33 protein-coding genes are annotated in these 25,871 nt (G+C 37.8%); 12 read left to right on the forward strand and 21 right to left on the reverse strand.

Annotated features, from left to right (window positions below):
* The first annotated feature begins 317 nt into the window (after positions 1 to 317).
* Complete coding sequence (locus tag Q5794_RS13555; protein WP_013057245.1) at positions 318 to 608, forward strand: HesB/YadR/YfhF family protein; 291 nt, start codon at positions 318 to 320, stop codon at positions 606 to 608.
* Between the two features lie 38 nt (positions 609 to 646).
* Here the strand turns inward: Q5794_RS13555 and Q5794_RS13560 are convergent, their stop codons facing one another.
* The 3 genes from Q5794_RS13560 to tlp form a co-directional block, all read right to left on the reverse strand.
* Positions 647 to 1,069, reverse strand: a complete 423-nt coding sequence (locus Q5794_RS13560) for a thioesterase family protein (RefSeq protein ID WP_214988213.1) — start codon at positions 1,067 to 1,069, stop codon at positions 647 to 649.
* Positions 1,070 to 1,147: 78 nt separating this feature from the next.
* Positions 1,148 to 2,575, reverse strand: a complete 1,428-nt coding sequence (locus Q5794_RS13565; RefSeq protein WP_374988040.1) for a phospholipase D family protein — start codon at positions 2,573 to 2,575, stop codon at positions 1,148 to 1,150.
* Positions 2,576 to 2,687: 112 nt separating this feature from the next.
* On the reverse strand, positions 2,688 to 2,930 hold the full coding sequence (tlp, locus tag Q5794_RS13570) for a small acid-soluble spore protein Tlp (RefSeq protein WP_013083367.1): 243 nt from the start codon (positions 2,928 to 2,930) through the stop codon (positions 2,688 to 2,690).
* 172 nt (positions 2,931 to 3,102) lie between these two features.
* Between tlp and Q5794_RS13575 the strand changes: the two genes are divergently transcribed.
* Positions 3,103 to 3,714: a hypothetical protein gene (locus Q5794_RS13575; RefSeq protein ID WP_374988041.1), complete on the forward strand. Its 612-nt coding sequence runs from the start codon at positions 3,103 to 3,105 to the stop codon at positions 3,712 to 3,714.
* Between the two features lie 31 nt (positions 3,715 to 3,745).
* Here Q5794_RS13575 and Q5794_RS13580 read toward each other — a convergent pair whose 3' ends face one another.
* From Q5794_RS13580 to acnA, 4 genes are all read right to left on the reverse strand, one after another.
* Positions 3,746 to 3,889 (reverse strand): acid-soluble spore protein N, encoded by a 144-nt coding sequence (locus Q5794_RS13580; RefSeq protein WP_043982832.1) that lies wholly within the window; start codon positions 3,887 to 3,889, stop codon positions 3,746 to 3,748.
* 44 nt (positions 3,890 to 3,933) lie between these two features.
* Entirely contained in the window at positions 3,934 to 4,077 is a 144-nt protein-coding gene (locus Q5794_RS13585; protein ID WP_013057252.1) for an FbpB family small basic protein, read from the reverse strand.
* A gap of 212 nt (positions 4,078 to 4,289) precedes the next feature.
* Positions 4,290 to 4,889, reverse strand: coding sequence for a TlpA family protein disulfide reductase (locus Q5794_RS13590; RefSeq protein ID WP_374988042.1), 600 nt, complete (start codon positions 4,887 to 4,889; stop codon positions 4,290 to 4,292).
* Between the two features lie 195 nt (positions 4,890 to 5,084).
* Positions 5,085 to 7,805, reverse strand: a complete 2,721-nt coding sequence (acnA, locus tag Q5794_RS13595) for an aconitate hydratase AcnA (protein ID WP_374988043.1) — start codon at positions 7,803 to 7,805, stop codon at positions 5,085 to 5,087.
* Between the two features lie 221 nt (positions 7,806 to 8,026).
* On the opposite strand from acnA, the gene sspO reads away from it, so the two are divergent.
* The 4 genes from sspO (at position 8,027) to Q5794_RS13615 (ending at position 10,106) form a co-directional block, all read left to right on the forward strand.
* Positions 8,027 to 8,176 carry a small acid-soluble spore protein O gene (sspO, locus tag Q5794_RS13600; protein ID WP_013083371.1) on the forward strand — a complete coding sequence of 50 codons (150 nt, stop codon included), beginning with the start codon at positions 8,027 to 8,029 and terminating at the stop codon, positions 8,174 to 8,176.
* Positions 8,177 to 8,388: 212 nt separating this feature from the next.
* On the forward strand, positions 8,389 to 8,529 hold the full coding sequence (locus Q5794_RS13605) for a small acid-soluble spore protein P (RefSeq protein WP_013057256.1): 141 nt from the start codon (positions 8,389 to 8,391) through the stop codon (positions 8,527 to 8,529).
* 152 nt (positions 8,530 to 8,681) lie between these two features.
* A complete protein-coding gene (locus Q5794_RS13610; protein WP_192993494.1) occupies positions 8,682 to 9,122 on the forward strand; it encodes an Hsp20/alpha crystallin family protein in 441 nt (146 codons plus the stop codon).
* Positions 9,123 to 9,272: 150 nt separating this feature from the next.
* Positions 9,273 to 10,106 carry a Ku protein gene (locus Q5794_RS13615; protein WP_192993496.1) on the forward strand — a complete coding sequence of 278 codons (834 nt, stop codon included), beginning with the start codon at positions 9,273 to 9,275 and terminating at the stop codon, positions 10,104 to 10,106.
* 21 nt (positions 10,107 to 10,127) lie between these two features.
* On the opposite strand, the gene Q5794_RS13620 is transcribed toward Q5794_RS13615, so the two are convergent.
* The 10 genes from Q5794_RS13620 to Q5794_RS13665 all read right to left on the reverse strand — a co-directional run bounded on the left by Q5794_RS13620 (position 10,128) and on the right by Q5794_RS13665 (position 20,256).
* Entirely contained in the window at positions 10,128 to 10,526 is a 399-nt protein-coding gene (locus tag Q5794_RS13620; RefSeq protein ID WP_013057259.1) for a hypothetical protein, read from the reverse strand.
* Positions 10,527 to 10,711: 185 nt separating this feature from the next.
* Positions 10,712 to 12,424, reverse strand: a complete 1,713-nt coding sequence (locus Q5794_RS13625) for a DUF2357 domain-containing protein (RefSeq protein ID WP_374988044.1) — start codon at positions 12,422 to 12,424, stop codon at positions 10,712 to 10,714.
* Positions 12,378 to 14,012, reverse strand: coding sequence for an MrcB family domain-containing protein (locus Q5794_RS13630; RefSeq protein ID WP_374988045.1), 1,635 nt, complete (start codon positions 14,010 to 14,012; stop codon positions 12,378 to 12,380). Before Q5794_RS13630 ends, Q5794_RS13625 begins: the two co-directional genes overlap by 47 nt.
* A 281-nt stretch (positions 14,013 to 14,293) precedes the next feature.
* Positions 14,294 to 14,425, reverse strand: a complete 132-nt coding sequence (locus tag Q5794_RS13635; protein WP_256720676.1) for a hypothetical protein — start codon at positions 14,423 to 14,425, stop codon at positions 14,294 to 14,296.
* Positions 14,426 to 14,430: 5 nt separating this feature from the next.
* Entirely contained in the window at positions 14,431 to 14,919 is a 489-nt protein-coding gene (locus tag Q5794_RS13640; RefSeq protein ID WP_374988046.1) for a hypothetical protein, read from the reverse strand.
* Between the two features lie 35 nt (positions 14,920 to 14,954).
* A complete protein-coding gene (locus Q5794_RS13645; RefSeq protein WP_192993504.1) occupies positions 14,955 to 15,434 on the reverse strand; it encodes a (2Fe-2S)-binding protein in 480 nt (159 codons plus the stop codon).
* Between the two features lies 1 nt (position 15,435).
* A complete protein-coding gene (locus tag Q5794_RS13650) occupies positions 15,436 to 16,269 on the reverse strand; it encodes a xanthine dehydrogenase family protein subunit M (protein ID WP_214988229.1) in 834 nt (277 codons plus the stop codon).
* Entirely contained in the window at positions 16,256 to 18,586 is a 2,331-nt protein-coding gene (locus Q5794_RS13655; RefSeq protein WP_374988047.1) for a xanthine dehydrogenase family protein molybdopterin-binding subunit, read from the reverse strand. The genes Q5794_RS13650 and Q5794_RS13655 overlap by 14 nt, the downstream gene beginning before the upstream one ends.
* 27 nt (positions 18,587 to 18,613) lie before the next feature.
* Complete coding sequence (locus Q5794_RS13660; RefSeq protein WP_374988048.1) at positions 18,614 to 19,249, reverse strand: NTP transferase domain-containing protein; 636 nt, start codon at positions 19,247 to 19,249, stop codon at positions 18,614 to 18,616.
* Between the two features lie 2 nt (positions 19,250 to 19,251).
* Positions 19,252 to 20,256, reverse strand: coding sequence for an XdhC family protein (locus tag Q5794_RS13665; protein WP_374988049.1), 1,005 nt, complete (start codon positions 20,254 to 20,256; stop codon positions 19,252 to 19,254).
* Between the two features lie 184 nt (positions 20,257 to 20,440).
* Here Q5794_RS13665 and Q5794_RS13670 point away from each other — a divergent pair, with 184 nt between their 5' ends.
* Complete coding sequence (locus Q5794_RS13670) at positions 20,441 to 20,671, forward strand: hypothetical protein (RefSeq protein WP_013057269.1); 231 nt, start codon at positions 20,441 to 20,443, stop codon at positions 20,669 to 20,671.
* 12 nt (positions 20,672 to 20,683) lie between these two features.
* The gene (locus Q5794_RS13675) at positions 20,684 to 20,917 is read left to right on the forward strand and encodes a hypothetical protein (RefSeq protein ID WP_013057270.1); all 234 of its coding nucleotides are present in this window, start codon (positions 20,684 to 20,686) and stop codon (positions 20,915 to 20,917) included.
* Between the two features lie 131 nt (positions 20,918 to 21,048).
* On the opposite strand, the gene Q5794_RS13680 is transcribed toward Q5794_RS13675, so the two are convergent.
* Positions 21,049 to 21,288, reverse strand: coding sequence for a hypothetical protein (locus Q5794_RS13680; protein WP_013057271.1), 240 nt, complete (start codon positions 21,286 to 21,288; stop codon positions 21,049 to 21,051).
* 70 nt (positions 21,289 to 21,358) lie between these two features.
* Between Q5794_RS13680 and Q5794_RS13685 the strand changes: the two genes are divergently transcribed.
* The 4 genes from Q5794_RS13685 (at position 21,359) to Q5794_RS13700 (ending at position 24,200) form a co-directional block, all read left to right on the forward strand.
* Positions 21,359 to 21,832: an Hsp20/alpha crystallin family protein gene (locus Q5794_RS13685; RefSeq protein WP_374988050.1), complete on the forward strand. Its 474-nt coding sequence runs from the start codon at positions 21,359 to 21,361 to the stop codon at positions 21,830 to 21,832.
* 147 nt (positions 21,833 to 21,979) lie between these two features.
* Positions 21,980 to 22,876, forward strand: a complete 897-nt coding sequence (locus tag Q5794_RS13690; protein WP_374988051.1) for a hypothetical protein — start codon at positions 21,980 to 21,982, stop codon at positions 22,874 to 22,876.
* Positions 22,877 to 23,175: 299 nt separating this feature from the next.
* A complete protein-coding gene (locus Q5794_RS13695; protein WP_214988236.1) occupies positions 23,176 to 23,730 on the forward strand; it encodes a PadR family transcriptional regulator in 555 nt (184 codons plus the stop codon).
* Positions 23,727 to 24,200, forward strand: a complete 474-nt coding sequence (locus Q5794_RS13700) for a DUF4188 domain-containing protein (protein WP_057245044.1) — start codon at positions 23,727 to 23,729, stop codon at positions 24,198 to 24,200. Before Q5794_RS13695 ends, Q5794_RS13700 begins: the two co-directional genes overlap by 4 nt.
* 25 nt (positions 24,201 to 24,225) lie before the next feature.
* Here Q5794_RS13700 and Q5794_RS13705 read toward each other — a convergent pair whose 3' ends face one another.
* The 3 genes from Q5794_RS13705 to Q5794_RS13715 all read right to left on the reverse strand — a co-directional run bounded on the left by Q5794_RS13705 (position 24,226) and on the right by Q5794_RS13715 (position 25,730).
* Positions 24,226 to 24,921, reverse strand: a complete 696-nt coding sequence (locus tag Q5794_RS13705; protein WP_214988238.1) for an SAM-dependent methyltransferase — start codon at positions 24,919 to 24,921, stop codon at positions 24,226 to 24,228.
* Positions 24,922 to 24,988: 67 nt separating this feature from the next.
* Positions 24,989 to 25,330, reverse strand: a complete 342-nt coding sequence (locus tag Q5794_RS13710; RefSeq protein ID WP_214988240.1) for a DUF3147 family protein — start codon at positions 25,328 to 25,330, stop codon at positions 24,989 to 24,991.
* Positions 25,323 to 25,730, reverse strand: a complete 408-nt coding sequence (locus Q5794_RS13715; RefSeq protein WP_214988241.1) for a MarR family winged helix-turn-helix transcriptional regulator — start codon at positions 25,728 to 25,730, stop codon at positions 25,323 to 25,325. Before Q5794_RS13715 ends, Q5794_RS13710 begins: the two co-directional genes overlap by 8 nt.
* Positions 25,731 to 25,871: the final 141 nt, after the last annotated feature.

Here is a 25,871-nt window from a genome sequence, read left to right on the forward strand (position 1 = left end):
GTTTATTAGTTATACTGATACTAAAATAAGGAGGTGAATGATGTGAAGAAAAAATGCCCTATTTGCAAACGAAATAAGAAAATGGATTCACAGCTAGAAGGAAGCCGCTACTGCGTTCACTGCTGGGAAACCATTGGAAAACAATATGATTTCAAATGAAAGAATGAAACGATTTAATATAGAAATGAAGCCTTCACCTCTATATTAAATCGTTTTATTTTATCTCATTCCTTCCTAGCTGGATTCGTATATATTGGTAATTTATCTACCTTTCTACTATAATAAATGTATCCGCAGTATTGGAAGGAGCATAATTAATGAAATTAACAGTAACAGAAGCAGCAGCTACGTGGTACAAAGACGAAATGATGCTAGAAGGAAACGAAACAATTCGCTTTTTTGTTCGCTACGGCGGATGCAGCAACGTTCAAAAAGGTTTTTCTTTAGGTGTAAACACAGATTCTCCTAAAAACGTTGGCGTTGAAACAAAAGTTGACGGTTTAACATTCTTCGTAGAAGATGAAGACCTTTGGTACTTTGATGGTCATGATTTGACCGTAAATTATAATGAAGAAACAAAAGAACCTGACTTTCATTACGAAGCGTAGGAAAAAAGCATCGATAAATCGATGCTTTTTTCCTACGCTTAACCCTGTTTTTTGGCATCTTCATAGGCTTTATGCCATTCCGGATAATTACGGCGAATTGAAATAGGCTTAAAGTTTTCTTTTTTCACACATACGTGTGACGATGTTCCTGTTAACGCAAGTTCTTCATTTGAATTAAAAATTTCGTAGCCGTACACAACGCGTAGCCCGTCATAGCTCTCAACCCAAGTATGTACTACAGCTGTCTCGCCATAATGAAGCGGCTTTTTATATGAAGCCTGTATATCAATAACTGGCGACAGCACACCGTCTCTTTCCATTTGTGCATAGCTAAAACCTAAATCACTAATAAACTGCGTTCGACCTATTTCCATCCATACTAAATAGTTAGCATGATACACAACGCCCATCTGATCAGTTTCTGCATAGCGCACTTCGATTTCTTTCGTTGATACTAACATGATTTTACCTCCTCTTGCCCTGTTCCTGTTTTATCTTACCATATAAGGAGAATATACTCCTACTAGTTTGGTTATTACTCAATATGTTGTAAGACTAAGCGCATCTTGAATGCGATATATCAGCATTTCCAGCCGCGTCATCTTATTTTCATACCTTTTATAAGGAAGTGTATATGTGTAGTCTTTATTTGTCCATAAGCGGTCAAAATAAGCGTTTAGTTCGGTCATAACCTTTTTGTTAGAAGGTCCTGATACCTTAATATCCGTTTCTAAGTTCAAGTCAGCCAAATTTCGTTTTGTAAAATTTGCTGCTCCTGCAATAATAGTTGCATTTTTTTTGTTTCGAATAAATAAAGTTTTAGAATGATACTGCTCTTTTCCTGTATGATACCAGCGAATTTTAATATTCCCTTTAGATTTTTTTACAAGTTCTGCTGCTACTGGACGGTTAGGCAGTCCGAACTTTTTTCTTCCAAACGCATTTTCATTAGGATCTAAAATTAATCGTACGTTTGCTCCTTGTTTAGAAGCTTTCAAAAGCGCCTTTATTACGTCTCGATCTCCAAGATAAAACATGCCAAGCCATACGTCGTCGCCTTTTTTAGCATGACGTAAATCATTTAATACGTGCTTATAGATTTTGCCTTCTGTTAACAGCTGAACATAGAGGTCTCCCTTTTCTTTTTCTTTCTTCTTATAGCGAGGTAACTTTCCTCCGCAAGAAAAATCTGACACCGCTTGTTCACTTTTTACCACATCTCCAATGATATTCCCTTTTACTTCAAAGGCCATGTTAGAATTATAAAAGCTTGCATCATGAGGATTGGCAGAGGAGATAATAACGCTTTGATCTGTTGCTACTATTTTTCTATGATTAGCTTTTACATTTAACAACTTAAAATAAGCACGGGCCGTCACGTTCGGCGCATTATTTCCAAAAGGATTGGTGATCCATCCGGTTCCTTTTTCACCAAACCACTGAACAAAAGTTCTCCACACTGAAGAATACAGTGGAATGGAGTCTCTGAGCTTAGATAAATTGGTTTGCACCACTTTGATTCCGTTTAGCCGCAGTGAATCTAACCACTTTGAATCATGTGAGCCGTAGGTTGTATTGATTTCATCTGTAATAAAGACGATTTCGATATTAGGATGTTTTCGTTTCTTTTCAATCAGCTTACTTGCAAGCGTATCACTAAGGTGAGGAAACGTTTCGCCTTGGTTATAGTAGCCGTTAAATAGAAACATATCCATAATAATAAAAGCTTTTGCGTCATCAATCGCATTCGTAACTGCTTGAAAAATATGTGGTTCAGAAACAGACGTCTGCTGGTCTTGATACGTCAGGTCTGATAAAAGAGATACATCGTCCACTTTGTGGGGCTTACTTTCGTATGAAACTCCTTTAGGCAAGGGCTTATGCGTGTGATAAGAGCCCACAATAATCAAGACAACAAGTAAACTGACCAAAATCCTTACTACTTTCTTTTTCACGTGCTTTTTCACCTACATAAACCTCTTCACTAGTTTGTATTATTATTGACCTTACTAAAAAAATATAGAAAAAAAGCAGCTAAAACCGTTTATTTTTAGCTGCTTATTGTCGTTGCTTTATTTATTAAATCGTACCTTCGTAACCATTTTGACGAGCTTCTGACTCATCTTTTATTTCGCTGCGCATTGCTTCGATACTTACTTCACGATTGTGATTTTTTTGCTGAATGCGCTGACGTTCTTCTTCATTGCTGCATGCAGCAGCTTCTTCTGCTTCTTCAATGTTTTTCATTGTATTTTGGACCATTGTTTGTAATTTTTCAACGTTATCACTGCGATCGTCTGGATTCGGTTTATTCCATGCCATTGTATCTTCCTCCTCAAAATAACTTTGTTACAATTGTAGTATGCCGGATTTGTTCATCTCTATAAGTGGAAAAAAATGATTTTAGTTTACATAATATAATTATAATTAAGTTAAAATGTATATATAAAACATACATAATATGGTAATATATACATACAAAGGGGGAATCGCTATGACCAAACGAATGATAACATTACTAAGCGTCATCTTTATTGCAGTACTTGCCGTATTTTTTATGTCGCAAACCTCATTGGCATCAAAATTGACAGCAAGTGCCTTTATTAAGCCTCATCATTACTCAAAACATGAAGAAAAAATGTTAGCCGTGACAAATTTAGACTACAAAAGCAATATCATTGCATATGATGTGAAAGCTCCTAGTGACGCAAAAGAAGCTTATGTAAAAGCTACTTATTACGAAAAGGGAAAAGCAAAAGAACCTTTATTTTCAGGAGGGTTGACCGTTTCAAAAGAATTTGACATGTTTGCTATTACATATAAAATCGATGAGGATGCTCATAAAGTTATGTTTAATGTAGGCAGCAACGATACAAACCTAGGAATAGAAGCGGAAAAGCCAAAAAAAATGAAAGGCTATTCTTTTACTGGATTAGAGAAAAAACAAACGGTAAAAATGAATAAAACATATCCAGTTGCTGCTTTATTTGGTGACAATGGCAGTGGCATACGAGTTGCTCCGCTTTCAACCGACGATGGAGAAGTTGTTAAAGAGCTTATTTCGAGCAATCCTTACGTTTATTTATTCACGGTAGAATTCAAATAATAAAAAGTCGCTGAATTCAGCGACTTTTTATTCATTCACCTTTGGTTTGAATAACTTGAGGATGCTTGCCGGATTTATCTTGCATTTGTTTTCCGTTATTTCCACCAGCTTCTCTCGGTTGAGTGCCGATGTGATTCGGAACAAAAGGTTTGCTTTGTTTTTTAGGATTTCCCATGCTTATCCCCTCCTCACCGTTACTCTAACCAACTTACTTTAAAGTTATTCAGCTCTTTCAAGCATACGATCTTCTAACCGCTTTTCAATTTCCATTTCAATGCGTTCAATTTCTGACTGATCTTTTAACAGCTGCGTTTTATTTTCTTGCACTAACTCTTCAAATGAACGTTTGCGTAATTTTCTCATGATCACAACACCTACTTTATGTAATTTTTATGAAAAATCTGAAAAATCTAAAGAAACTGATATCATACAACTATCTATATTGTAACCAATTTGTCAGATAAGTAAACATACTTTTTGAAAAGTTGTAAGAAAGTTTGACATGTTTACTGACCTATCTATATATACGATGATAAAGTAAATAAGTTTCATGTTTAATAAAACAAGCAGCGAAGTTAATTCGCTGCTTGTCGAGCAAAGTTTTCCATTTGTTTAAGCGTCATTGGACCATTCACTCGTTGAACAATTTTCCCTTCTTCATCTATAAAGTAAGATGTCGGAATGGTGGAGACCCGATATTTTTTACTTCCTACACTATCTTGGTCGTCCAATAATACACGAAACGTAAACTGTTTTTCTTTAAGAAACTTAGATACTGCCTGTTTACTGCCTTCCGACGAAGTTAAATTAACCGCAAGCAGCTGTACATCGTTTCCATATTTCTCATAAAACGCTTGCATATCAGGCATTTCTTTTTGACACGGCGGACACCATGTTGCCCAAAAGTTTAAAATGACTTTTTTTCCTTTAAAGTCCGATAATTGAACGGGTTTCCCGCTCGTATCTGACAGTGTAAACGGAGGCGCTGTATCTTTTGGTTCCAACCCATAAGCTTGACCCGAAGCCTGACGAGCACTATCGCCTTTTTTGATATTTAAATCCTTGTATTCGCTTAAGTTAGGGTTATCGGATGCTTCATTTGGAGAAAGCCCTTGCCAAAGTGCGTAGCTAAGAAAGCCTACTAGAAGCAAGACCGCAATTATTTTTTTAACCATATGATCGGCTCCTTTATTTCTTCTAAAAAGTGATAATCTATGTACTAATAGATATGTGCAATATCTACTAAAATAATCCTTTTATAGGGCATTTTCTTTTATAATATAGCATATTTCCCCCTCACTTTTTGTCGAAAACGGTGCGTTTGCATAAAAAAAGAGCGGCTCATGAGAACCGCTCTTTTTCTTTATAACTTACGCATGTGTTTTAGACTGTAATTTATCACGAAGCACCATTTGAAGGATACCACCGTGGCGATAGTAATCAATTTCAACTTCACTATCGAAACGAACCAGCACTTCAAATTCTTTTTTGTTTCCAGCTTCATCAGTTGCTGTTACTTTTATAAAATCACGTGGTTTTACTGTTTCATCAACTGCTACTGCAATTGTTTCTTTTCCAGTTAAACCTAATGTATCCGCGCTTTCACCATCTTTAAATTGAAGAGGTAAAACACCCATTAATACTAGGTTTGAACGGTGAATACGCTCGAAGCTTTCAGCGATTACTGTTTTAATACCTAAAAGATTTGTGCCTTTTGCTGCCCAGTCACGAGAACTTCCCATGCCGTAATCTTTGCCTGCAAGTACAACAAGACCTGTATCTTGCTCTTTGTATTTCATACAAGCATCATAAATGCTCATTACGTCATTTGTTGGCCAGTACGTTGTCCAGCCGCCTTCTGTACCAGGAGCTACTTGGTTTTTAATGCGGATGTTTGCAAACGTACCGCGCATCATCACTTCATGGTTACCACGACGAGAACCGTATGAGTTAAAGTCTTTTGGCTCTACACCGTTTTCTTGAAGGTAAAGACCTGCAGGTGATGTTTTTGCAATTGAACCCGCTGGTGAAATGTGATCCGTTGTCACTGAGTCACCAAATTTCGCTACTACGCGAAGATCATTTAACGGCTCTACTTCACCTGGTTCTTCTGATAAGCCTTCAAAGAAAGGTGGGTTTTGAATGTACGTTGAATCATTCTCCCACGTATAAAGCGCATCTTCGCTTGTTTTAATTTCATTCCAGCGCTCGTTATCATCGAATACACGCTCATACTCGTTACGGAATAATTCAGGCGTTACGGTACGGCTAACAACTTCTTTAATTTCATCTTGAGAAGGCCAGATGTCGCTAAAGAATACTTCATTGCCGTCTGTATCAATGCCGATTGGATCTTTTTGTAAATCTACATCTACTGTTCCAGCCAGTGCATATGCTACAACAAGCGGCGGAGAAGCAAGGTAGTTACCTTTTACTAATGGATGAATACGTCCTTCAAAGTTACGGTTTCCTGAAAGAACAGACGTTACAAGCAAGTCGCTGTCTGCAATCGCTGCTTCAATTTCTGCTTCTAATGGACCAGAGTTACCGATACAAGTCGTACAGCCATAACCTACGATGTTAAAGCCGATTTTATCTAAGTATGGAAGCAGCCCTGAATTTTGCAGGTAAGCCGTTACTACTTTTGAACCTGGTGCTAAAGAAGTTTTCACGTAAGCTGGAACATCCAATCCTTTTTCTACCGCTTTTTTCGCAACTAAACCAGCTGCTACTAATACGTAAGGATTTGATGTGTTCGTACAGCTTGTGATAGCCGCAATGGCAATGGCACCTGTTTTCATTGTTGTTTCTGAACCGTCTGCAAGCTTAAACGTAATTTTTTTATCCACGTCTTTAGCATCAAGTCCGAAGCTTTGATTGCTAACAGGAGCTGATAAAGCCTTCTTGAATTCTGTTTGCATTTGAGAAAGCGGAATTAAATCTTGCGGACGCTTTGGACCTGAAAGATTTGCTTCAATCTCAGCAAGGTTAATCTCAACAACGTCAGTGAAAATTGGATCTTCATTTTCTGGTGTAAAGAACAAACCATTTGCTTTTGTATATTGTTCGACAACCTGAATGTCTTTTTCATCTCTTCCTGTTAAACGCATGTATGCTAATGCTTCTGCGTCAACTGGGAAGAATCCACATGTTGCACCGTATTCAGGAGCCATATTAGCGATTGTTGCACGGTCAGCTAATGGAAGTTCTGCTACGCCAGGACCAAAGAATTCCACGAATTTTCCGACTACTCCTTTTTGACGAAGCACTTGCGTAACTTTTAACGCTAAGTCTGTAGCTGTAGTGCCATTTGGTAATTCACCAACAAGTTTAACACCGATTACTTCAGGAACTGGGAAATAAGAAGGTTGACCAAGCATACCTGCTTCCGCTTCAATACCGCCAACACCCCATCCTAAAACACCGATACCATTAATCATCGTTGTATGAGAGTCAGTACCTACTAGAGAATCAGGGAAAGCTACGAATTCACCATCTTCTTCAACAGCATGAACAACGTTTGCTAAATATTCTAAATTTACTTGGTGCACGATACCAGTAGCTGGTGGAACTGCACGATAGTTATTAAATGATTTTTGAGCCCAGCTTAAGAAATTATAGCGCTCTGTATTACGTTGAAACTCAAGGTCCATATTAATTCGTAATGAGTCAGCTGTACCTGCTTTATCAACTTGTACGGAGTGGTCGACAACGAGGTCTACTGGAATTTCTGGATTGATTTTGTCAGGATCTCCTCCTAAATCAGCCATTGCTTTACGAAGTGACGCTAAGTCTACAACCGCTGGAACTCCAGTGAAATCTTGAAGAATAACACGAGATGGTTTGAAAGGAACATCGATATCTTTAATATCTTTTGTTCCCCATTTTGCAAGGTTTTCGACGTGTTCTTTTGTAATAACACGGCCATCTACCTGACGAAGAACAGATTCTAATAATACTTTAATTGAATACGGCAGCTTAGATACGTTACCTAAACCTGCTTCCTCTAAAGCTTGTAAGCGGTAATAATTATATGTGCTGCCATTAAGATCGAATGACGAACGAGCGTTAAAAACGTCTTTTTTAGTCATTGCTTTTACCCCCTTAAGATTCTATGTATAAAGGATTTACTTACCCCATCCTCTATTCCCTTCACCATCTATCTTAATATAATATTATACATAAGTAAATAAAAAGAATGTTATTAATTAACATAAGTTTCACTTATAACGTTTTTCCATCTTCCTTTTATTTTTCTAATAATTCATATTTCATTGATTTTTACGCATGCTAGAAACGGAGGTGATTCAACATGGCTAAACGCAAGTCAAACCACGTCATTCCTGGAGCTAATGCGGCTAGCGCTCAAGGAAAAGGAGCGGGTTATAATGAAGAGTTTTCAAATGAACCATTAACGGAACAACAGAAACAAAATAATAAAAAACGCAAAAAAAATCAATAAAACAATCTCTTATTGGATATACTAATCACTAGTTAGAAAAGCAAAATCGTTTAACTCCATGAAATCTAACAAGAAGGCGTCATTATATATGACGCTTTTTTCCTGTTCCCATTTCCTGTTTTTGTTAAACCTATTTTTAGAAAGGAGAATTTTTCATCGGATAAATTCCCTGTCACTATCCTACCCTAATAAATGAAAGGGAGGCTTTAACTATGAACAAAAACAGCAGCAAAGACATCAGAAGAAACGCGCCAAAAAGCAATTCTGGACAGCCAGAACCGCTAAGCGGATCTCATAAAGTAAAAAACCGTAAGCATTCTCGCCAAAAACACAATAGCGGACATGATATGTAAAACAGCGGCAAGCTCTCTACAGAGCTTGCTTTTTTATGCGTAGAAAAGACAGCTAGTACTTCAAGCTTATTCTTTGCGCAGGAGTTCACTAAGTACATAAACGCGCATATGATAGTAAAGTGAAACAGTTTAAATAATGGAGGAACGCAGAAATGAAAAACAAGCGTCTGCCAGCAGACCAAATGTTTGTAAAAGGCTTTCAAGAGTTGTTAGAAGTCATGCTTTCAAATCCCTTTATGAGTTATTTAGATTATGATTCCGTTCGTATAGATTTATTTGAAACAGAACAATCATTTATTGTCGAAGCTGAATTATTAGGGTATCACCCTAAGGATATTATCGTTCAGATACAAGCTGACCACTTACAGCTGACAGCCAAAAAATACTGCATTAGAGAATTTCATGATGAAAAGCAAGGAACGCTTGCAAGAGAACAAATGGAAGAAAGCATTGAACGTACAATCGACTTTCCATTTCCATTGATGAATAAAAAAATTACCGCTACATTTAGTAACGAAATTCTTGAAATTACGATTTCTAAACATGAGACAAATGAATCTAATCAGCAAATAGTCCCTATTGAGTTCCAATAAGGCTGCAGAGACAACATCTGCAGCTTTATTGGAACTATTTAATTGTTTATTTAGCACATAGTTTTTTAAGAGTATTCTTCTTTTCAAAACAATGGGATATCTAATTTATTTTACGGCACACTACTAAAAAAGAGTAAAAGGAGAACGTTTATGCTTCATACTGCTTGGAAAGGTAAAATCAGCTTTGGATTAATTGACATCCCTATTAAACTGCACGGAGCAATTGAAGAAAAAGATGTAAAGCTGCGCACGCTACACTCCGTTTGCCATACACCTATTCATCAAGAAAAACATTGCCAAACGTGTGGACGAGAAGTAGAATCCGATGAACTGGTTAAAGGATACGAAACCGCGACCGGTCAGTTTGTTGTACTTTCGCAACAGGAAATTGACAGTGTCAAAGAGCCCTTTGCAGCAAACAAAGCCGTTGAATTGTTACACTTTGTTTCGTTAGATGACATTGATCCCCTGTTTTTTGATAAGCCCTACTATATTTCTCCTGGGGAAACAAGCCTAAAAGCTTATTATACTTTATTAAATGCACTTGAAATAACGAATAAAGTCGGTATTGCGAATGTATTTTTATATTCCAAACAGCAAATGGCAATTATTCGTTCCGTGGGCGGATCTCTTGTTCTTCACACGATGCATTTTGAAGAAGAGCTTCGTTCAGTAACAGATGTGCCTAACTTATCCAGTACTTCTTCCATTAATGAAAGTGATACACAAGTGACGGTGGAATTAATTGATAAGCTATCTACTTCTTTTAATCCATCTATTTACAAAAACAACTACCGAGATACCTTACAAAACGTCATTCAACAAAAAATAAATCAAGGCGAAGTTACAAAAGGCAGCGGAAGTGAAGAACGAGATATTCGACATTTAATGGAAATGTTAAAAGTGAGCATAGATCCTTCTACTTTACACCCGACCAAATCAACAGCAGAGAAAAAAACTTCATCCTTAAAAAAGAAAGCATAAAAAAGCTAACGAAGAAATTCGTTAGCTTTCATTTGCAACAGAAGTCTTAGGAACAATAGTTCCATATGACGCCGGTATTTTTAAATATTGCGTTACTTGATTATTTTCTACAAAGACAATAAAGTTATCTTTTTTATCTTTTCCAATACCTTTTGCTTTTGCTTCAGACCACGTGAAGCCCAGCTTTTCATTTACCTCACTGCGAGTCGTTTCCGGTCCAAAAACATATACTTTATCCCATCTAAAATCACATAATTCATTAAAATCAAGGATGGAAGCTTCTTCTTTACTTTGATTTGTTTTTTTAATTTCATTAATTACGGTTTGCTGAAGTTGCGCTTGGTTGCGTTCGCTGTATACCCTGTCAATAAAAAAAGTTGCCAATAGCGCTACTAACGTGAATAGTAGAATCTTTTTCACTTCGTTGTCCTCCTGATACGTTCTCTGCACATGATACGACTTCTTTTCGATACGGTTTTATTCTCTACTATTCTAGAAAATTCAACAGGAAAATACAACTAAAATCTCGAAATGTCATCAAAACATAAAAAACTTAACACTATGTCAATGCATAAAAAAAGACTTGTTCACCTTTTACTATTCACCTACTCAGCGCTGAAAAAATGTGGTTCTACCGTACAAATAGTTTCAATAAACTCTTCTACCAACCCTTCTTCTCCAGGCAAAAAAGGCAGCGCACCAACTCCAACACGTTCAATACTTTTATAAAAATGATGCTGCTTATAGCCCTCTGCTTTCCCTGGAAACAGCACAATCGCTGTTTGTACCGGTTTTATTCCATTTTCCTCCACAATAGCGTCTCGGTAACGATGCATGGTATTAATATCTTCTTCTCTAGGAGAGGGCGTATCGTGATTTGGTTTAATACGATACTTAGCGTCAAAAAGATATACACTTTTTTTCTCCCCTTGCTTTACTTCAAGCAGCAAGTCCGGCTTTTGAATAACGGTATGAGTATGATGGTATGCTTTCTGATACCATAGCGTGACTTCTGCTTTCCCGACTTGAAAACGATGATAAGAAGGCTGCATTCTGACGTTCAACCCTTGTTCTGTCGTTGTCATGATGTTTTGTTCTATCCGCTTGCCATAAGTTTGCAACCTTTTTAACAGACTAACATACGTCCAGTATTCGTAGAGAGTTGCGATATCTTTTAATGAAAGGTGGTAAAATTCTCCGTTAAGAGCCAATCCTCGCGTTAAGAACATAAAGTATCTGCTTGCTTCCCGGTAGCGGGGTGCCGCACGCAGTGTAGAAGGAAGAGTTGAAGCTTGTAGGGTCTTCACCCGTTGCCAAAACACATTATTTAACAGTCTTTTTAATTCGGTATGATTAGTTTCTAGAGCCGACACCGCTTCTTTTTTTACATATCTATCTTCTATCAATTTGTCAATTAGTACGGTTAGCTTATGGTACAGCTGCGTCATCATCCACTTCACACTTTGATTTTCCAGATTATCATAGGTAGACACATGCCTGGTGCCAATCGCTTTTGTGGGTACCACTTTTATATTTCGATTAATTTTAATCCCCCTGCTTGAAGATGCAAGATAGGTAGGGTGTGTTCGGACAAAAGATATAGCACGGCTATCTTGTTTTTTTATTTGATCTCCTCTCATGAGCTCATGTTCAACTTTTACCGATTGAAACGGCTGATTTTCAATCTGACGCACAGAATGAAGAAAGGGTTTCATATAGTGAGAGAGAACATGATAAAATTCCGTCCATGTTGCTCGCTTAGACCAAACAGATTTTGCTTCAATATACGTTTTACGAAGCATATCGTATGCCAAATCATGAATGTATCCGTTCACTTCATCAACCATGTGTACATAATCTGTCTTGTAGCTCATCTTTGAGGGGAAAATTTCAAGAGTAAAGGACAGCTCTTTTTCTCTTTCACTGTAAACATGAAACGTAGAATACCCTACTTCATTTTGAAAGCTTATATTTCCCGTCAAAATGTAGGGAAATCCTACGCTTTGAAAACTTTGTTCAACTGCTTTTGAATCGTGGTTAACAAACAGGCTTGTTTCATTTTTAGAAACAACTGTAATTTGATAGGTTTCATTTTCAAAAAATAAAGGCTCAAGCGGCGGTTTTGAAGTCATCATTCCTTTTGTTTGATTTAATACTTTTACATGTGTAATTCCTTTTCCCGTACAAGAAAAAAACATCACTTCTTCTGCAGATTTTATTTTTTTCTTATTTTTCCCTTTTATAACCACCGTACACGTGTCAGTTTCAATTTCAACGTACGGTATTAATCCAAAATGACGTGTATCCGTATACTTCAAAACGTCTCATCATCTCCATTATTTTGCGTGCGCTTTTAGGAAATCTCATTCCATCTGCATTTACGACAGCTGTCTCAAATTCATCATCTAACAGCGTATTTGTACAGTAATAATAAAGGTTTTTTAATAAATCAAATGTGTACCCATCGCTTCCTGAAATACGAGGCAAAACTTTTTGCAAAATCTGAAAATCAAACGCCTGATCAAATGTAAACATTCCGCTTTTCACCGCGTAAATTAAATAAAAGCATATTTCGTCGCGTACGCGGTAACCTATTTGTAAATCGACTTCTATAAGCATCTCGTTGACGGTTAGCAATTCATTTGTTACTTCGTGAATGAGCTCAGCATGTTCATCATACGCATCTTTTAAGTGAACATATTGACTTTGAATTTGTACATTTTGAATGCTGTTCCGGGATGGATCTCTATCATTTAAAAAGTCAAAAGAATCTAGTTGAATCTTATTTAACTCAATGGTATTGGTACGATCTAATAACTTTTGGCTAAACCCATGAGTTGTTTCATCCATATTAATGGTACCGATAATGAGAAGGTTGGATGGCAAATAAATATCTCGGAACATCTTATGTCCAGGAAATAACGGAGCGGTTTTAATTTTCTCTTTTGACCAGCTCCTGCTTTCCATCACGCTTAAGATATCGCTAAAGTAATGTTCAACTCGAGCTAAGTTCATTTCATCCAATATGGCAACATATGTGTAAGCTGGATGCTGAATGGCTTGCTGCATAATCGACAGAAACGATCCTCTGCGAAAATCTCCTCTTAAATCAATATATCCTAATAAATCTGAACTATCGTGCCAATCGGGTCGAACTGGAATGAGCACTTGCCTTCCGTTTTCAATCGTGGCACCAATACTATCTGCTAAGAGCTGGGCAAGCTTTGTTTTTCCTGTCCCACTCATTCCTGATAAAACAATAAAAGGCTTGGTCTTTAAAGCAAAGTAGGCGTTAGCTATATCTTGTCGTTCATATGTAAATCCAGATTTCTTAATATATTCATGAATATGGACAATGGCGTCTTTGTCTCCAACCATCTCTTTGCTCATTCCATATGTTTTTATATACTGTTCATGCATACTCAGCAGTAAATGCAAGTCGTCTTGAAGCTGATCATTGCTAGGTAAGTCTGCTATATTGTAAGGAAGGTAAAGAGCTACTCTATCCTCAAAGCTTTTCGCTTCCATGCTTGTACCAATGACAATATGATTATCTTTAAATACGCGGGCATGTTCAGGAGTAAAAAATCGAATGTCTTTCAGATCAGTTCCTTCTTCTGAATCTCCCTTCATCATGACTAAGTAAATGCGCTGACCGTCTTCACTGAATAAATACGCGACCACCACATCACTCTCTATATTCTTATTGGCAAGGATCACGTAAGGAAATGTTTCACCGTGGTGTCCCGATATGCGCATTTCTTCTCGATTTATATGCTCCAATCGATAAAGAGAAATCGGAAGCCTGCGTGTAAGCATATTTTCGATTTCGTGTTTTACAAGTACGTCTCCACCAACTTGTTTATAATGTTCCGCTACATACAGCAGCCGTTCGCGCAAACTCATCGAATTCTCTCCTTTCTGCCTTCACTGCAGTTTGTAAAAATAAAAAGCATCGTCAGTTGACCACGCAAAAGTTTCATTTGTTTTATTATAGACGCTTTCTTCGCATAGTAAGCTATTTTATAACGTTAGAAAACACTAGATTATTCTTTTCTCTACATATATGTTTATGTTCATTTTAATGAAACATGACGCAAAAGAAAAGCGTTAGGGGCTTAATGAATGAAGAGGCAATGATACGAACAGAAAAATAGGCAGCTTCTGTGCCCAGTGATAAAACACCATTATGCTATATGATTTTTAACGTCTGCTGCTTTTGGCTGAGTAAAGAAAAAAATAAAAATAATAAGTGGCAGCGCGATAAGAAAAACACTCGTCTCTGAAGGTCTTACTGTAGGTATATCCGTTAATGACATCTTAATCAGTCCTTTGTAAATTTTTCAACTAAGTCAGGATTTACATAAAAATGTTTTGATACCGTACGATGAAAAAACTGAGAGGATTGATTCAGTTCACTTAATGCAGGTTCTGTTTTAGGAACGCCAAAAATAGGCCCACTTACGTTAATGGTAAACCTTCCAGAAGAAATAAAGGCGCCCGACACATTAATCTGGTTATTAAGCAGCAAAGCCGCAAGAAACACATCAATCATATCAATAATAATATTAATTCCCGCATTTCCGTCTTTTCCTTCTATGCGACTGGTTCCTGTAATAGGTCCGCCTACTGAAATACGAAAAGCGCCGGGTGTCACAAATACTCCTATAATTGTTATTTGGCCAGTTAATAATAATATGGCTGTTACTACATCCAGATCTCGTTGAATGGCAAAGATAAGTTCCCTTTCTTTGTCAAAGCCGCTTTTCCATTCCACATTCTCCACACCCTTAGCACATACTATTCTAAACACGTGTAAGTGTTATTCTAATTCTGCTTTTTCTTTTCTCACTCGCGCTCCGAAAAGTGTAAAACAGATTTTACTGCGTCTTCAATTTCTTTATATCCTGTACATCTGCATATATTGGAAGCTAACCACTCCTTTATAATATCGTCACTGCCTGAAGGATGGCGTTTGGAAAGCAAATGAGCATTCATAATAAAACCCGATGTACAATAACCGCACTGAAAAGCAAAGTGTTCAATAAAAGCTTTTTGCATAGGTGAACTCTTCAGTCCTTCTATAGTCACTATTTCTTTCTCTTCTGCTTCTGCCGCTAACATGAGGCAAGATTTCATTGGCCGCTGATTTATCCCTACTGTACAAGCCCCGCAGTCTCCATTTAAACAGCCTGGTTTCGCTCCGGTAAGGCCCAACTTTTCTCTTAATACGTAAAGCAGCGTATCTGCTGTTCGGATATCAATCATTTTTTCTTCCCCATTAACCTTTAGCTTAATTGTTATTCTATACCGTTCATCTCTTAGCACATTACGTTCCTCCCAGCTCTTTGAAAATATCAAACAATAAATTTTTAATCACAAATTTGCGATATTGATCCGATCCTTCTCCGTCATTTAAAATTGGAGCAGGTATATACTCAAGAGCAGTTTGAATTCGAGCTTCTAATGGAGTGTCTTTACGGTTTAGCACTTCTTCTATTTCAGCCGAGCGAAAAGGAAACGAACATACTCCGCTGAAAGCTACCCGAATGTTTTCTTCTGTTTTTAAAGCTGCTATTGTCACTAGCGGATATCCTGTATCCCACTGCTGTCGCTCTTTTATACTTATATATGGCAGGTCAGCATACTTGGTTTCAACAAACATCTGAACAAGCACCTCTCCTTTTTCCAGCTGCAAACGCCGGTGAAAAAGATCGTGAATCGAATGGAGCTTTATTCCACCAGGACCTGCCACTGCGAGTTGACTATCCGCTAAAAGCAGCGGCAATACGGCCTCTCGATAAAAGATATGCCCACAAATATTCCCTCCTAGCGTTATTTTATTTCGAGCCGTGTGATCAGCCACTTCGCTTGCAGACTTACTTAATAAAGGAAACAAATTTTTCTCTTCCAGTTCAATTAACGTTACCCCTGCACCAAAAATCATCCAGTGTTCATTAGCTTCCGCTTTTTGAAATTCCGGTATCTTTTTTATATCAATGACAGCATGAGTAACAAATAAATTCAGTCTGCCCAATGTCAGAATTTCGGTACCTCCAGCATAATAACGCGGCTGCTTGCCTTGATTCTCTAACTCTTGAAACAAGGCAATCGCTTCAGAAACGGTTGCAGGTTTATAATATTCAAAGTCAAATGAAATCATCTGTATGCCCTTCTTTCATTCTCCAAATTAATTCTGGAATAAGAGGAAGTTGATTTAATTCTGTTTCTGCTGCCGCGGTTAAACTGTTTCCTAAAGAAGCCGGCATACCAAGCAGCCCGTGTTCTCCAACTCCTCTAGCGCCGTACGCAGCATCCAATTGAGGCGTATGAACAAAATCTACTACGTACTCCGGATGCTCCCCGTAGCGAAGAGGACGATATTTCCGAAGCTGAGGGTTTAAAATACGGCCATTTGAATCAAACCAAAATGTTTCTCTGCCTGCAAACGATAGTCCCATACTCATCGCACCCATGACTTGCCCTCTTGCCATTTTCTCGTTTAATACGGTTCCTATGTCAATAACAGAGACAGCTTTTATAATACGATATCGATACGTTCTAGGGTTATATTCCACTTCGACTCCTTCAGCTGCTACCGTCCATTCAGGACCGGGACGCCCAGCTCCCGTTTCTTTATCCAAGTAGGTCATCCCTCTTAAAATATAATTGCCCCTCCCTATGATTTGCCCTCCAATTGCATTTCCGTTCGGGTATTTATAGCCATACACAATTTCTTTAAAGTCCAAGGAGGTTTCAGGCTCATCCCGTAAAAACACTTTTTCATTTTTTATTTCGATATCTTCCTCAGAAGCTCGAAATATACAAGAAGCTATCTTTTTTAATTGGTTAATCACATCTTCAGCCGCTTCTAAAACCGCTCTTCCTGCCATAAAAGTGCCTCTGCTAGCCACCGTTTTCCAATGTTCAGGAGTCGTTTGAGTATCTACTTCCATTCGCACATGAATACGTTCCACTCGCATCTGCAATTTTTCAGCCAGTATTTGCGCGAGCACTGTTTTTGTCCCCGTGCCTAATTCAATAACGCCAGACATCAAATTTACGCTTCCATCAGGATTGAATGTGAGAATAACACCTGAACCTGCGTTTGTTTCAATAGTGGAGGTTTTCCAGACGCAGCTAATCCCTTTGGCAGTAACAAGGCCGTTTTCATGAACCGTTCTCTGTCCTTCCTCCCATTTCATTAGCTGCTTCAAGCGACGAATACATTCCGGTAAGTTACCAACGCTGCTAGAAGTTAAACGTACTTGCGTAGGCGTGGTATCACCCGGCAGAATAGCGTTTTTTTCTCTAAACTCCAAAGGATCTATACCTGCTTTTTTAGCAAGGATGTCCATCGTGCGCTCGAACGCAAATAATAGTTCCGAATGGCTAAATCCTCGAAAAGGGGAAGCGTAAGGGTGATTTGTATATACACATAATGAATCACAAAAAATATGTTCAAGACGATAAGGTCCCGTACAGTCAGCTGCTGCTGCTTTACTCAAGTCCGTTCCTTTATCTGCGTAAGCACCGCTGTCGAACAAATAAAGAATGTCAGCAGCCTGCAAGAGTCCCTCTTTAGAACAACCTAGCTTAATTTTAGCATCTAGACCTACGTGAGCAGGCGAAGTAAGCATATCTTCTTCTCTTGTGTTCAATATTTTAACCAGCCTTCCACCCACAGCTTTTGAAGCTAGATAAGCAAGCAGCTCCAGCTGGACAGCTGCTTTCCCTCCGTACCCTCCTCCTACTAGCGGTGTTTCAACGATCACTTTTCCCGCTTCAATTTCAAAGTACTCACTGATTAATTTTTTCACCATAAAAGGAGCTTGAGAAGAAGTGATAATTTTAACTAATCCATTTGGAAGGATTTCAGCAGCGGCGCTTCTTGTTTCCATTGCCGCGTGATCTGAAGGAGACAGAGAAAATGTTTCTTCAACTATTAACTCACTTTTTTGCCAACCTTCTTCTATATTGCCTTTTCGTATTTTAACTCTGTTTGCTACGTTGGTGCCGGGCTCTGGATACACCGTTTCATCATGCTTGTAGACGTGCATATTTTCATGCACCAAAGGAGACTCAGACTTAATTGCTTCGCTAGGAGAATGGACCACAGGTAACGGCTCATATTGAATATGAACAGAACTCGCCGCACGCTCAGCGAGTGCAGGGGTTTCTGCTACTACCAGGACTACGGCTTCTCCGTGATACCGCACTTTTTCAAATGCAAGCGGTCGCCGGTCACGAACTCCTTCCCCGGTTAACGGCAAATGCTCACCCGTCACAACCGCGTGAACACCGGGAGTAGCAATCGCCGCTTGGACGTCTATTGCTTGAATCCTTGCATGAGCGTAAGGGCTGACTACTATTTTGGCATGCAGGGAGCCTTTAAACATGTAATCATTTGTGTATCGAGCCGTACCCGTTACTTTTTCCAATGCATCTTTTCGAATAACGCTTTTTCCAATGATCTTCACTCTTTTCACCTCCATCAATCAAAACAGTCAACGTTTCTCTTTGTATATCTTTTTAATGTGTTCATACGCTTGTTTTGTATCAACATCCATAAAAAGGGAAGCGTCGGTCCATTCGTAAAATATTCCATTTTCAGGTCCGCTTTGTCTTATGATTTTTCTTGCCCCTTGATCTCCTTGCAGCTTATCCAAGCTTGAAAACATTTGTTTTGAAAATAAAACCGGTGCTCTGGCAATTCCTTGATAAAAAGATGAAATATACGGAACGGAAGAGTGATTCTCAAACAAAGAAACAAATGTATCTATCAGTACGATACTTATAAGAGGCTGATCTGCCAACAGCACAATAATAGCATCAGCGTTTAATTCTTTTGCTTTTTTTAATCCGCATTTTAAAGACGCAGACTGACCTTTTAAAGCGCTACTACAAGAAGTATGACTCCACTTCTGCTGATATGCTTCTGAAAAAAGAATAGGGTCAATCCACTCAAGATGATCTCCTTTCTTAGTTACTACTATCGTATGATTTACTTTTGAAGAAACCGCTTTTCGTAAAGCTTTACTCCCCAAACATCCATTCCCTAAAGGCAGCAGCAGTTTATTTCTGCCCATCCTTTTACTAGCTCCCGCGGCAAGATAAACAGCAACAATATTTAACCCGGACATTTTCACCCCTTTTTTTCATCATACATTCGGAGGTTTTGAATTAATTCAGCAAGAATACTAACGGCAATTTCCTGCGGTCCTACCGCTCCTATAGAAAGTCCTACCGGCGAATGAATGCGTGAAGAAATATCAGTATTCAATAATCGAAGTGTTCGCTTTTTAGATCCTAAAACTCCTATATACTTCACAGGGTTTGATTTTAATAGCGAGAGAATTTCTTGATCGCGATAAAAGTTATGCGTCATGATCACAACAAAATCATCGCTTTGTATGGACAACTGTTTGTCTACTTCCTCTGGAAATCCAATATGTATTTCCTCTGCTAGCGGAAAATGTTCCTTATTACATAAAGCCGGTCTCCAGTCGCATAAGGTAACAGAAAACCCCGTATTGGCAGCAAGTGATACTAAATATTTTGCATCGGCACCTGCTCCCCAGATAACTAGACGAGGCTTTGGTTTATATAGATGAGCATATGTGAGCAGGGAGCAATTTGAAAGTTGAATACCGCTCTTTCTCCCATTCCAATCATCTGTTGCAAAAGATGATTCGTCGCGATTTGCACCAAATGTTTCGCCCGTCTTTTCTACATAAAAAGAGGTTGTTTGAATAAAGTTTTTTTCTAATTTTTTAATATGCAAAACAGGATTTCGGTTATCTAAATGACGTTTTACCCGCAAAAGATTTTGCTTCATCCTCGCAGTTACAGGTTCTAGGAGAATATAGAGGATTCCATTGCAGCCTGCTCCTTGTCCCCATCCTGCATCACCTTCTTCTTTTAAATTATACGTAACGGTTAATACGTGCTCAGTGTGGAACAACTCTTTTACGCGCTCAGAAATATCTGCTTCTACACAACCAGCGCTCAACATCCCGATGTTCTCCCCGTTTTCTTGAAACAGCATGGACGTTCCTTCTTTTAAATATGAGGATCCTTCTACATGAACAATCGTTGCCAACACACTTTTTACTGTTGATGTGTTTACAGCATGTAAAATATCGTGCATTTTTATTATTTCCTCCTTTTCCTGTCGAGGTTTTAAAATCTTTTCACGTTTTACACAGAACTACAATACGCTACAGTAGACCACTTCTACTCTCTGAATGAATCCATGTATTATTCATATTTTCAAAGAAGCTACAATAAGCTTTTAAAGACTTAGAAGACCTGTCGTTTGAAAGGAGAATAATATGCTATTCGACTCAACAAAAATCAACCTAGGAAAATTGAACGTTCGCAGTGCTGATCAAGCAAGCAGTATTTCTATTGGAAATACGTCAAAAGTTACAAGATATGTCACAGCAAAGAAAAATCAGGCCTTCGGACAGCAGCACGCTGATCAATGTTTTACAGCAGGATCTGCTCAAAAAACTGTAGATAATGATTATGTAGATGCATTTGCAACAAAAAATGATAAATAAGGAGGAAACCATATGATTTTTTCGCCCATGGTCATTAACTTACAAGCCTTCAAAGTGAACGTTTTGGATAATTCATCCGTTTTAAGCATAGGACCTAATCAGCAGCTTGATGTGTTCGTATCTTATAAACGTAATCAAGGTCTGGGAGAATCAAACGGAGATTTTTCTCCGAACGTAACTCCGTTCTCATGGATTATAGACTCAGATGTAAATGATTCAAACTCAGTTAAAAATAGCGTAATTTAATTTTTTTCGTCTCCTCTACCTCTACTGCGCACAACTAGCAGCATATCTTCATCTATTCGTCTATTAGCATTTAATCGGAAGCCTAATAAATATAACCTGCATCTGAACTGGCTATATTTATTAGGCTTTTTCTATGAAATGGGCACTTTTTGAAAAGATGATGGGCTGTCAATTTGATCTCGATCATCGACACAGCTTCTTGTTCCTATAAAGCCGCTATCATCACCAAAATTTTGCCCAAATCCCTGTGTTTTTTTATCTGAATTATTCCAGTCTGCTAGTAAATTCTGTCCGATATTTACTGCAGACGCATTTTCAAAGGAATTTATCTTTAGCATTAAAATATTAATATTTATAGATGCACCTGCCATTTAAACCACCCCCTTTTCAAACTATATTCAAATTCCATCTTTTTATGATGTGTGGTAAGGAGGAAACCATATGGACTTTGATAAACTTATGCAGTGGATGGAATTTGCTAAAAAATATCAAACAAATGACTTTTGGAACGGTGTTTTTGATCAAACTGCTTTTAACGAATTTATGAAAGAAAATATGGATATGAATGCTCCTGATTCATATCAGGCGCCTCAGGCTTCTAAAAGTAATTTTCCACCTGTTGACATTTACGTTACCTCACATGAAATCATTATTATCGCTGACTTGCCCGGCTATCTAAAAGAAAATTTGCACGTTTCTGTTTCAGGCAGCCGGCTTCTATTAAAAGGTTCACCGCACCCTCTCATCACAGGACAGCCGGTTGTACAAGAACGACCTTCTGGAGACTTTAACCGAATTATTGAATTGCCAGAGCCTACGGATGCGCATCATCTGCGTGCGAAATTTGAAAATGGACTGCTTATTCTTTCTTATCACAGGCAGTTTTTCCAAGAAGAACGTATTCACATTGAATAAGGCTTAGTAGTTTTATGAATGAAATTCAATAGTTCACATAAGCATTTATAAACGCAAAGAATTTAACGTGAATTTCCAAACTGGACCAATATATATTTATCTAACTGTTATTACATCGGAAATAAGCCCAAGATGAGGAGAAGCGAAATGTCTATGAAAGGATTTTTCAACCCCAAACAGACTAACCAACATCTTCACACTGAGCTAGCGGACTTCAAACATCAAATCAAGCGCATTAACACGCTTGAAGTTCACATGAACCGTTTTTTAAAACTCGAACCGCAAATTGGTTCTCTTATAATGCTTAAAAAACAGCTGGAGGCTCAGCCCACGCTTTCCAACGATTCTTCATCTTCACAAAGAAGAGCTCACAAAAAGACAGAACAATCATATACAAAAGACATGCAAGAGACTGCTAGGCAGCTTCATTTTTTAAAAGAAAAAGTAGCGCAGTTGGAACAAATTATCTCTATACAAAGCCCTCGTGATAAAAAGAAAGAAGCTGTACCTTATCCGGATTTAACTAGCTTGGTAGAACAATCTGTAGAGAAAAAAACGGCTCCTTATATCGAAAAAATGACCGAACTAGATAACAGAGTTTCAGCATTAGAGCGCAGCATGTCGCTTTTAACTGAAGTACAGGTGGACATGCTAAAACGAACGTCTTCTCTTCAAGAAGAAGTAAAAGCGATTCACCAAAGAGCCGTACTCTTAGAAAATGCTCCCCCGCCTATTCATATTGATAAATTTTTTCTTGATAAGTACGAACAAAACAACAATATTGGCCAAGTTGGCATTAAAGAACTCGGCGGTACTTTAAACATCGGAGCTACATACGGAAGCGGAGCTATACCAAAAGATTTCACGGACCAAATCCAAAAAGACATGGAAGAGTTAAAAAACGCTAAATCAGATATTTCTTCTAGCAAAACGAAGCCTGCACAAGAGGAAAAAGAGAATTCTTCTTCCTCTTTCGAAAAAGAAGACACGTATACGGAAGTTCCTATTTTTGATGAAGATGATCCAAAGGAAGAGTCAGTCTAAAAAAGTCATAAAATTATATTTAGTTATGACTAGAATTTTTGCAAGCTATTCTTTACACTATAGGTAATAACTTCAAAAAAGGAGATATGCTGATGCCAAAGCTTTTATGGAGAATAGGTGCTGTCATGTTGCTAATGTGTGGAGGCTTTATCTTTTTATTTATTGCTGCTTCGCAAATGATGGTTCAGCAATACAAACCTTTTTTAGACGCGAGAGTGCATAACTCTCGCGTTTTTTTATTGAAGAGCATCCTGTTTATGGTAATATATATATATCAAAAAGATATAAGTGAGGAAAAAATGAAGGAAAATCAAACAAAATATGCAATTTTAGGACTGCTTACCACGGAATGCAGAACTGGTTATGAAATTAAGCAGTTAATGGATCGAAGTTTAAATCATTTTTGGAAAATCAGTTATGGCCAAATTTACCCCACTTTACAAAAGCTTGTGAATGATGAACTAGCAACGGTCAATTCCGTTGCTCAAACTGATAAACCAGATAAAAAAGAATATGTAATAACAACTAAAGGAAAAGAAGTTCTGCAAGATTGGCTGCGTGAACCTATTAAGCAGCTCCCTTCAGAAAGAAATGAACTTTTGTTAAAACTCTTTTTTAGTAGTCAGCAAGAAAAGCAGCTCACAATTTCCCAGTTAAAAAACGCTCAGCAGAAACTAACTGAACGTTATCACATGTATTGCGGAATCGAAGACAGCATTTCTAACAGCCCTTCTCCCGAACGAACATATTGGCTTATTACCCTAGACTACGGTAAACGAACAACGTGTGCTTCGATAGAATGGTGCAAAGATACGATTAATAAATTATATGATGAGGAGGCGCATAATTTATGATTCATTCCAATCGAATGATGGCTAAGCCCGGTCAGGATTTGGTCGTGTTTGTTATAGGAATGCGTATTAATAAATGGACAGCCGTACACAAATGGTTCCCTGTATTTAAAGCAATGCCTCCTATGATTCGCGAATTGTATGCAAACAAAAACCTTGGCTTTTTATCTTTGCAAGGAACTTTTAATTTAAGAACCATCACGCTGATTCAATATTGGGAGTCAGTTGATCAATTGACCTCCTATGCCAAAGGTCCTCAGCACTTAAAAGCTTGGAATTCTTTTTATAAACAGGCTTCAAAAACGAACGCGGTTGGCATTTATCATGAAACGTACGTCATTCCTGCAGGAAATTATGAATCAGTATATGTGAATATGCCTTCGTTCGGTTTAGCTAAAGCGCTTGGATCTGAACCCATAACGAAGCATACTCAAACTGCCAAAAAACGTTTGAATGTTAAAAAGCCGCTTTAACTAAAAGCGGCTTTCGTTATATTTGTTATACATATATTTTCAGCATTTGATTGGCACCTTTTTGAAATTCATACGGGACGTCTGCTATTTCTGTTCCTTTTACTAGAGGCGCAATCTCTTCTAATAGCTGCGGCAAATAGATAGAAATCTTGCCGCTCAAATTCGTTAAAGGAAACAAACGTACTTCCTCTTTTGTAACGCGTATCAGTTCTTTTAAAGCCTCTAAATGAAACGCATAATCTAACCGGTCGCTGTACATAAATAAAAAGTTTGCACAAAGAGTTAAATCAAACTCGTTCTTTTGAAACGGCAAATTAGGAAGTGCTCCGTACTGATAGGCTTCGGGGTTCTTTTTCATATGAGCAATACAATCTTTTAATGCTCTTTTTCGATGTTCAGTTAAATCATCAATAGACAAAAAATACTTCCACACATACTGTTCCTGTACGTGCTGCATTTGATTCATCGTATGAATTAAATCCAGGCTTCCTTTCTTTTCAAGCTCTTCTGCCGTAAATTTATAGGCAATATCACAGCTAGTAGCCTCCGTACCTTGCTGCAAGGCATGAGCAGTAAAAGAACAGGCCCCGCTAGCACAATCTAACACTTTTTTTCCTTTTAAATACTTTTCATTCAAATTAAACATAGCTCTATACTCTTCAAACGTTCTACCGATAAAAACAACTCGGTCAATTCCTAACTTTTTCTCTGCTAAACTCAACTCTACTCAGCTCCTATCTTTTACTTAGACTTTTATTTTACAGAAAATTGGATTAAATTCCAACAGTTTATGTAGTAATTATTTTAAACAAAATCTTTTGAAGCCCCAAAAACAGACCCCAACACACTACTCCTATGGATAAACTCATAAACAAATGAAGTGAATTTTTTAAACAAATATAGACGACAGCAAGTAATAAAATAGTGCCTGGCAGTCCATAAAGAACTCCGAGCGTAAATTGACTGACCACTTCCCTTTTTTCTCCTTGCACTGATAACCAAACAATACTCAGTAAACTCACAATAGGAAGAGCAGCCACAATTCCACCGTATGTCGGAAATCTTTTGGCCATTTCTGTTACCCCTGCAATAATAAGAGCCGACATTAAAATTTTGATGATACTATACATGTTTTGCACGCTCGCTCAATAACTGAAAAGCCTGTTGAATCAGCTGTTTTTCAGATGCTGTCATTTCGCGTAAAATAGCTGATACTTTTTCTTCATCCAAGCTTGAATTCCGTTTTAATAGGTCTTTTCCTGCTTCTGTTAAATGCAGAATTACTTTTCTTTCATCATGTATACCTCTATTTTTATATACATACCCTTTATCAATATTTCTCTTTACATGTTCAGATGCCGTATTATGTGAAACGTGTAAATAATCCGCAATTTCTTTTATTCCAACCGAAGATGATTTATCTATATGCTGTAAAAGACGTATTGTTTGGTGTGTAATTTTCTCTTGATGCGTATAGTGCAAATGATAATAAATAGACGTCCAATAGCTGTTTAACTCCGCTGCTTTCATGATCCTGCTCCTTTATATCGTATTTTTAGTTATTATCGTATTATACGATATATATATTACAGGAACAACAGCCAGGTTTCAATACTACCTTCTTTTTATCTGACATCTCACATAATAATACGATTTAACAGTTACACTAAT

Source organism: Priestia megaterium (assembly GCF_041941685.1).
GTDB lineage: Bacteria > Bacillota > Bacilli > Bacillales > Bacillaceae_H > Priestia > Priestia megaterium_C.

Coding starts and splice junctions, on each gene's coding strand:
- Q5794_RS13555 (WP_013057245.1), top strand. CDS start 318: ATGAAATTAACAGTAACAGAAGCAGCAGCTACGTGGTACAAAGACGAA.
- Q5794_RS13560 (WP_214988213.1), bottom strand. CDS start 1,069: ATGTTAGTATCAACGAAAGAAATCGAAGTGCGCTATGCAGAAACTGAT.
- tlp (WP_013083367.1), bottom strand. CDS start 2,930: ATGGCATGGAATAAACCGAATCCAGACGATCGCAGTGATAACGTTGAA.
- Q5794_RS13575 (WP_374988041.1), top strand. CDS start 3,103: ATGACCAAACGAATGATAACATTACTAAGCGTCATCTTTATTGCAGTA.
- Q5794_RS13580 (WP_043982832.1), bottom strand. CDS start 3,889: ATGGGAAATCCTAAAAAACAAAGCAAACCTTTTGTTCCGAATCACATC.
- Q5794_RS13585 (WP_013057252.1), bottom strand. CDS start 4,077: ATGAGAAAATTACGCAAACGTTCATTTGAAGAGTTAGTGCAAGAAAAT.
- Q5794_RS13590 (WP_374988042.1), bottom strand. CDS start 4,889: ATGGTTAAAAAAATAATTGCGGTCTTGCTTCTAGTAGGCTTTCTTAGC.
- acnA (WP_374988043.1), bottom strand. CDS start 7,805: ATGACTAAAAAAGACGTTTTTAACGCTCGTTCGTCATTCGATCTTAAT.
- sspO (WP_013083371.1), top strand. CDS start 8,027: ATGGCTAAACGCAAGTCAAACCACGTCATTCCTGGAGCTAATGCGGCT.
- Q5794_RS13605 (WP_013057256.1), top strand. CDS start 8,389: ATGAACAAAAACAGCAGCAAAGACATCAGAAGAAACGCGCCAAAAAGC.
- Q5794_RS13610 (WP_192993494.1), top strand. CDS start 8,682: ATGAAAAACAAGCGTCTGCCAGCAGACCAAATGTTTGTAAAAGGCTTT.
- Q5794_RS13615 (WP_192993496.1), top strand. CDS start 9,273: ATGCTTCATACTGCTTGGAAAGGTAAAATCAGCTTTGGATTAATTGAC.
- Q5794_RS13630 (WP_374988045.1), bottom strand. CDS start 14,012: ATGAGTTTGCGCGAACGGCTGCTGTATGTAGCGGAACATTATAAACAA.
- Q5794_RS13635 (WP_256720676.1), bottom strand. CDS start 14,425: ATGTCATTAACGGATATACCTACAGTAAGACCTTCAGAGACGAGTGTT.
- Q5794_RS13650 (WP_214988229.1), bottom strand. CDS start 16,269: ATGATTTCATTTGACTTTGAATATTATAAACCTGCAACCGTTTCTGAA.
- Q5794_RS13660 (WP_374988048.1), bottom strand. CDS start 19,249: ATGTCCGGGTTAAATATTGTTGCTGTTTATCTTGCCGCGGGAGCTAGT.
- Q5794_RS13665 (WP_374988049.1), bottom strand. CDS start 20,256: ATGCACGATATTTTACATGCTGTAAACACATCAACAGTAAAAAGTGTG.
- Q5794_RS13670 (WP_013057269.1), top strand. CDS start 20,441: ATGCTATTCGACTCAACAAAAATCAACCTAGGAAAATTGAACGTTCGC.
- Q5794_RS13675 (WP_013057270.1), top strand. CDS start 20,684: ATGATTTTTTCGCCCATGGTCATTAACTTACAAGCCTTCAAAGTGAAC.
- Q5794_RS13680 (WP_013057271.1), bottom strand. CDS start 21,288: ATGGCAGGTGCATCTATAAATATTAATATTTTAATGCTAAAGATAAAT.
- Q5794_RS13685 (WP_374988050.1), top strand. CDS start 21,359: ATGGACTTTGATAAACTTATGCAGTGGATGGAATTTGCTAAAAAATAT.
- Q5794_RS13690 (WP_374988051.1), top strand. CDS start 21,980: ATGTCTATGAAAGGATTTTTCAACCCCAAACAGACTAACCAACATCTT.
- Q5794_RS13695 (WP_214988236.1), top strand. CDS start 23,176: ATGAAGGAAAATCAAACAAAATATGCAATTTTAGGACTGCTTACCACG.
- Q5794_RS13700 (WP_057245044.1), top strand. CDS start 23,727: ATGATTCATTCCAATCGAATGATGGCTAAGCCCGGTCAGGATTTGGTC.
- Q5794_RS13710 (WP_214988240.1), bottom strand. CDS start 25,330: ATGTATAGTATCATCAAAATTTTAATGTCGGCTCTTATTATTGCAGGG.
- Q5794_RS13715 (WP_214988241.1), bottom strand. CDS start 25,730: ATGAAAGCAGCGGAGTTAAACAGCTATTGGACGTCTATTTATTATCAT.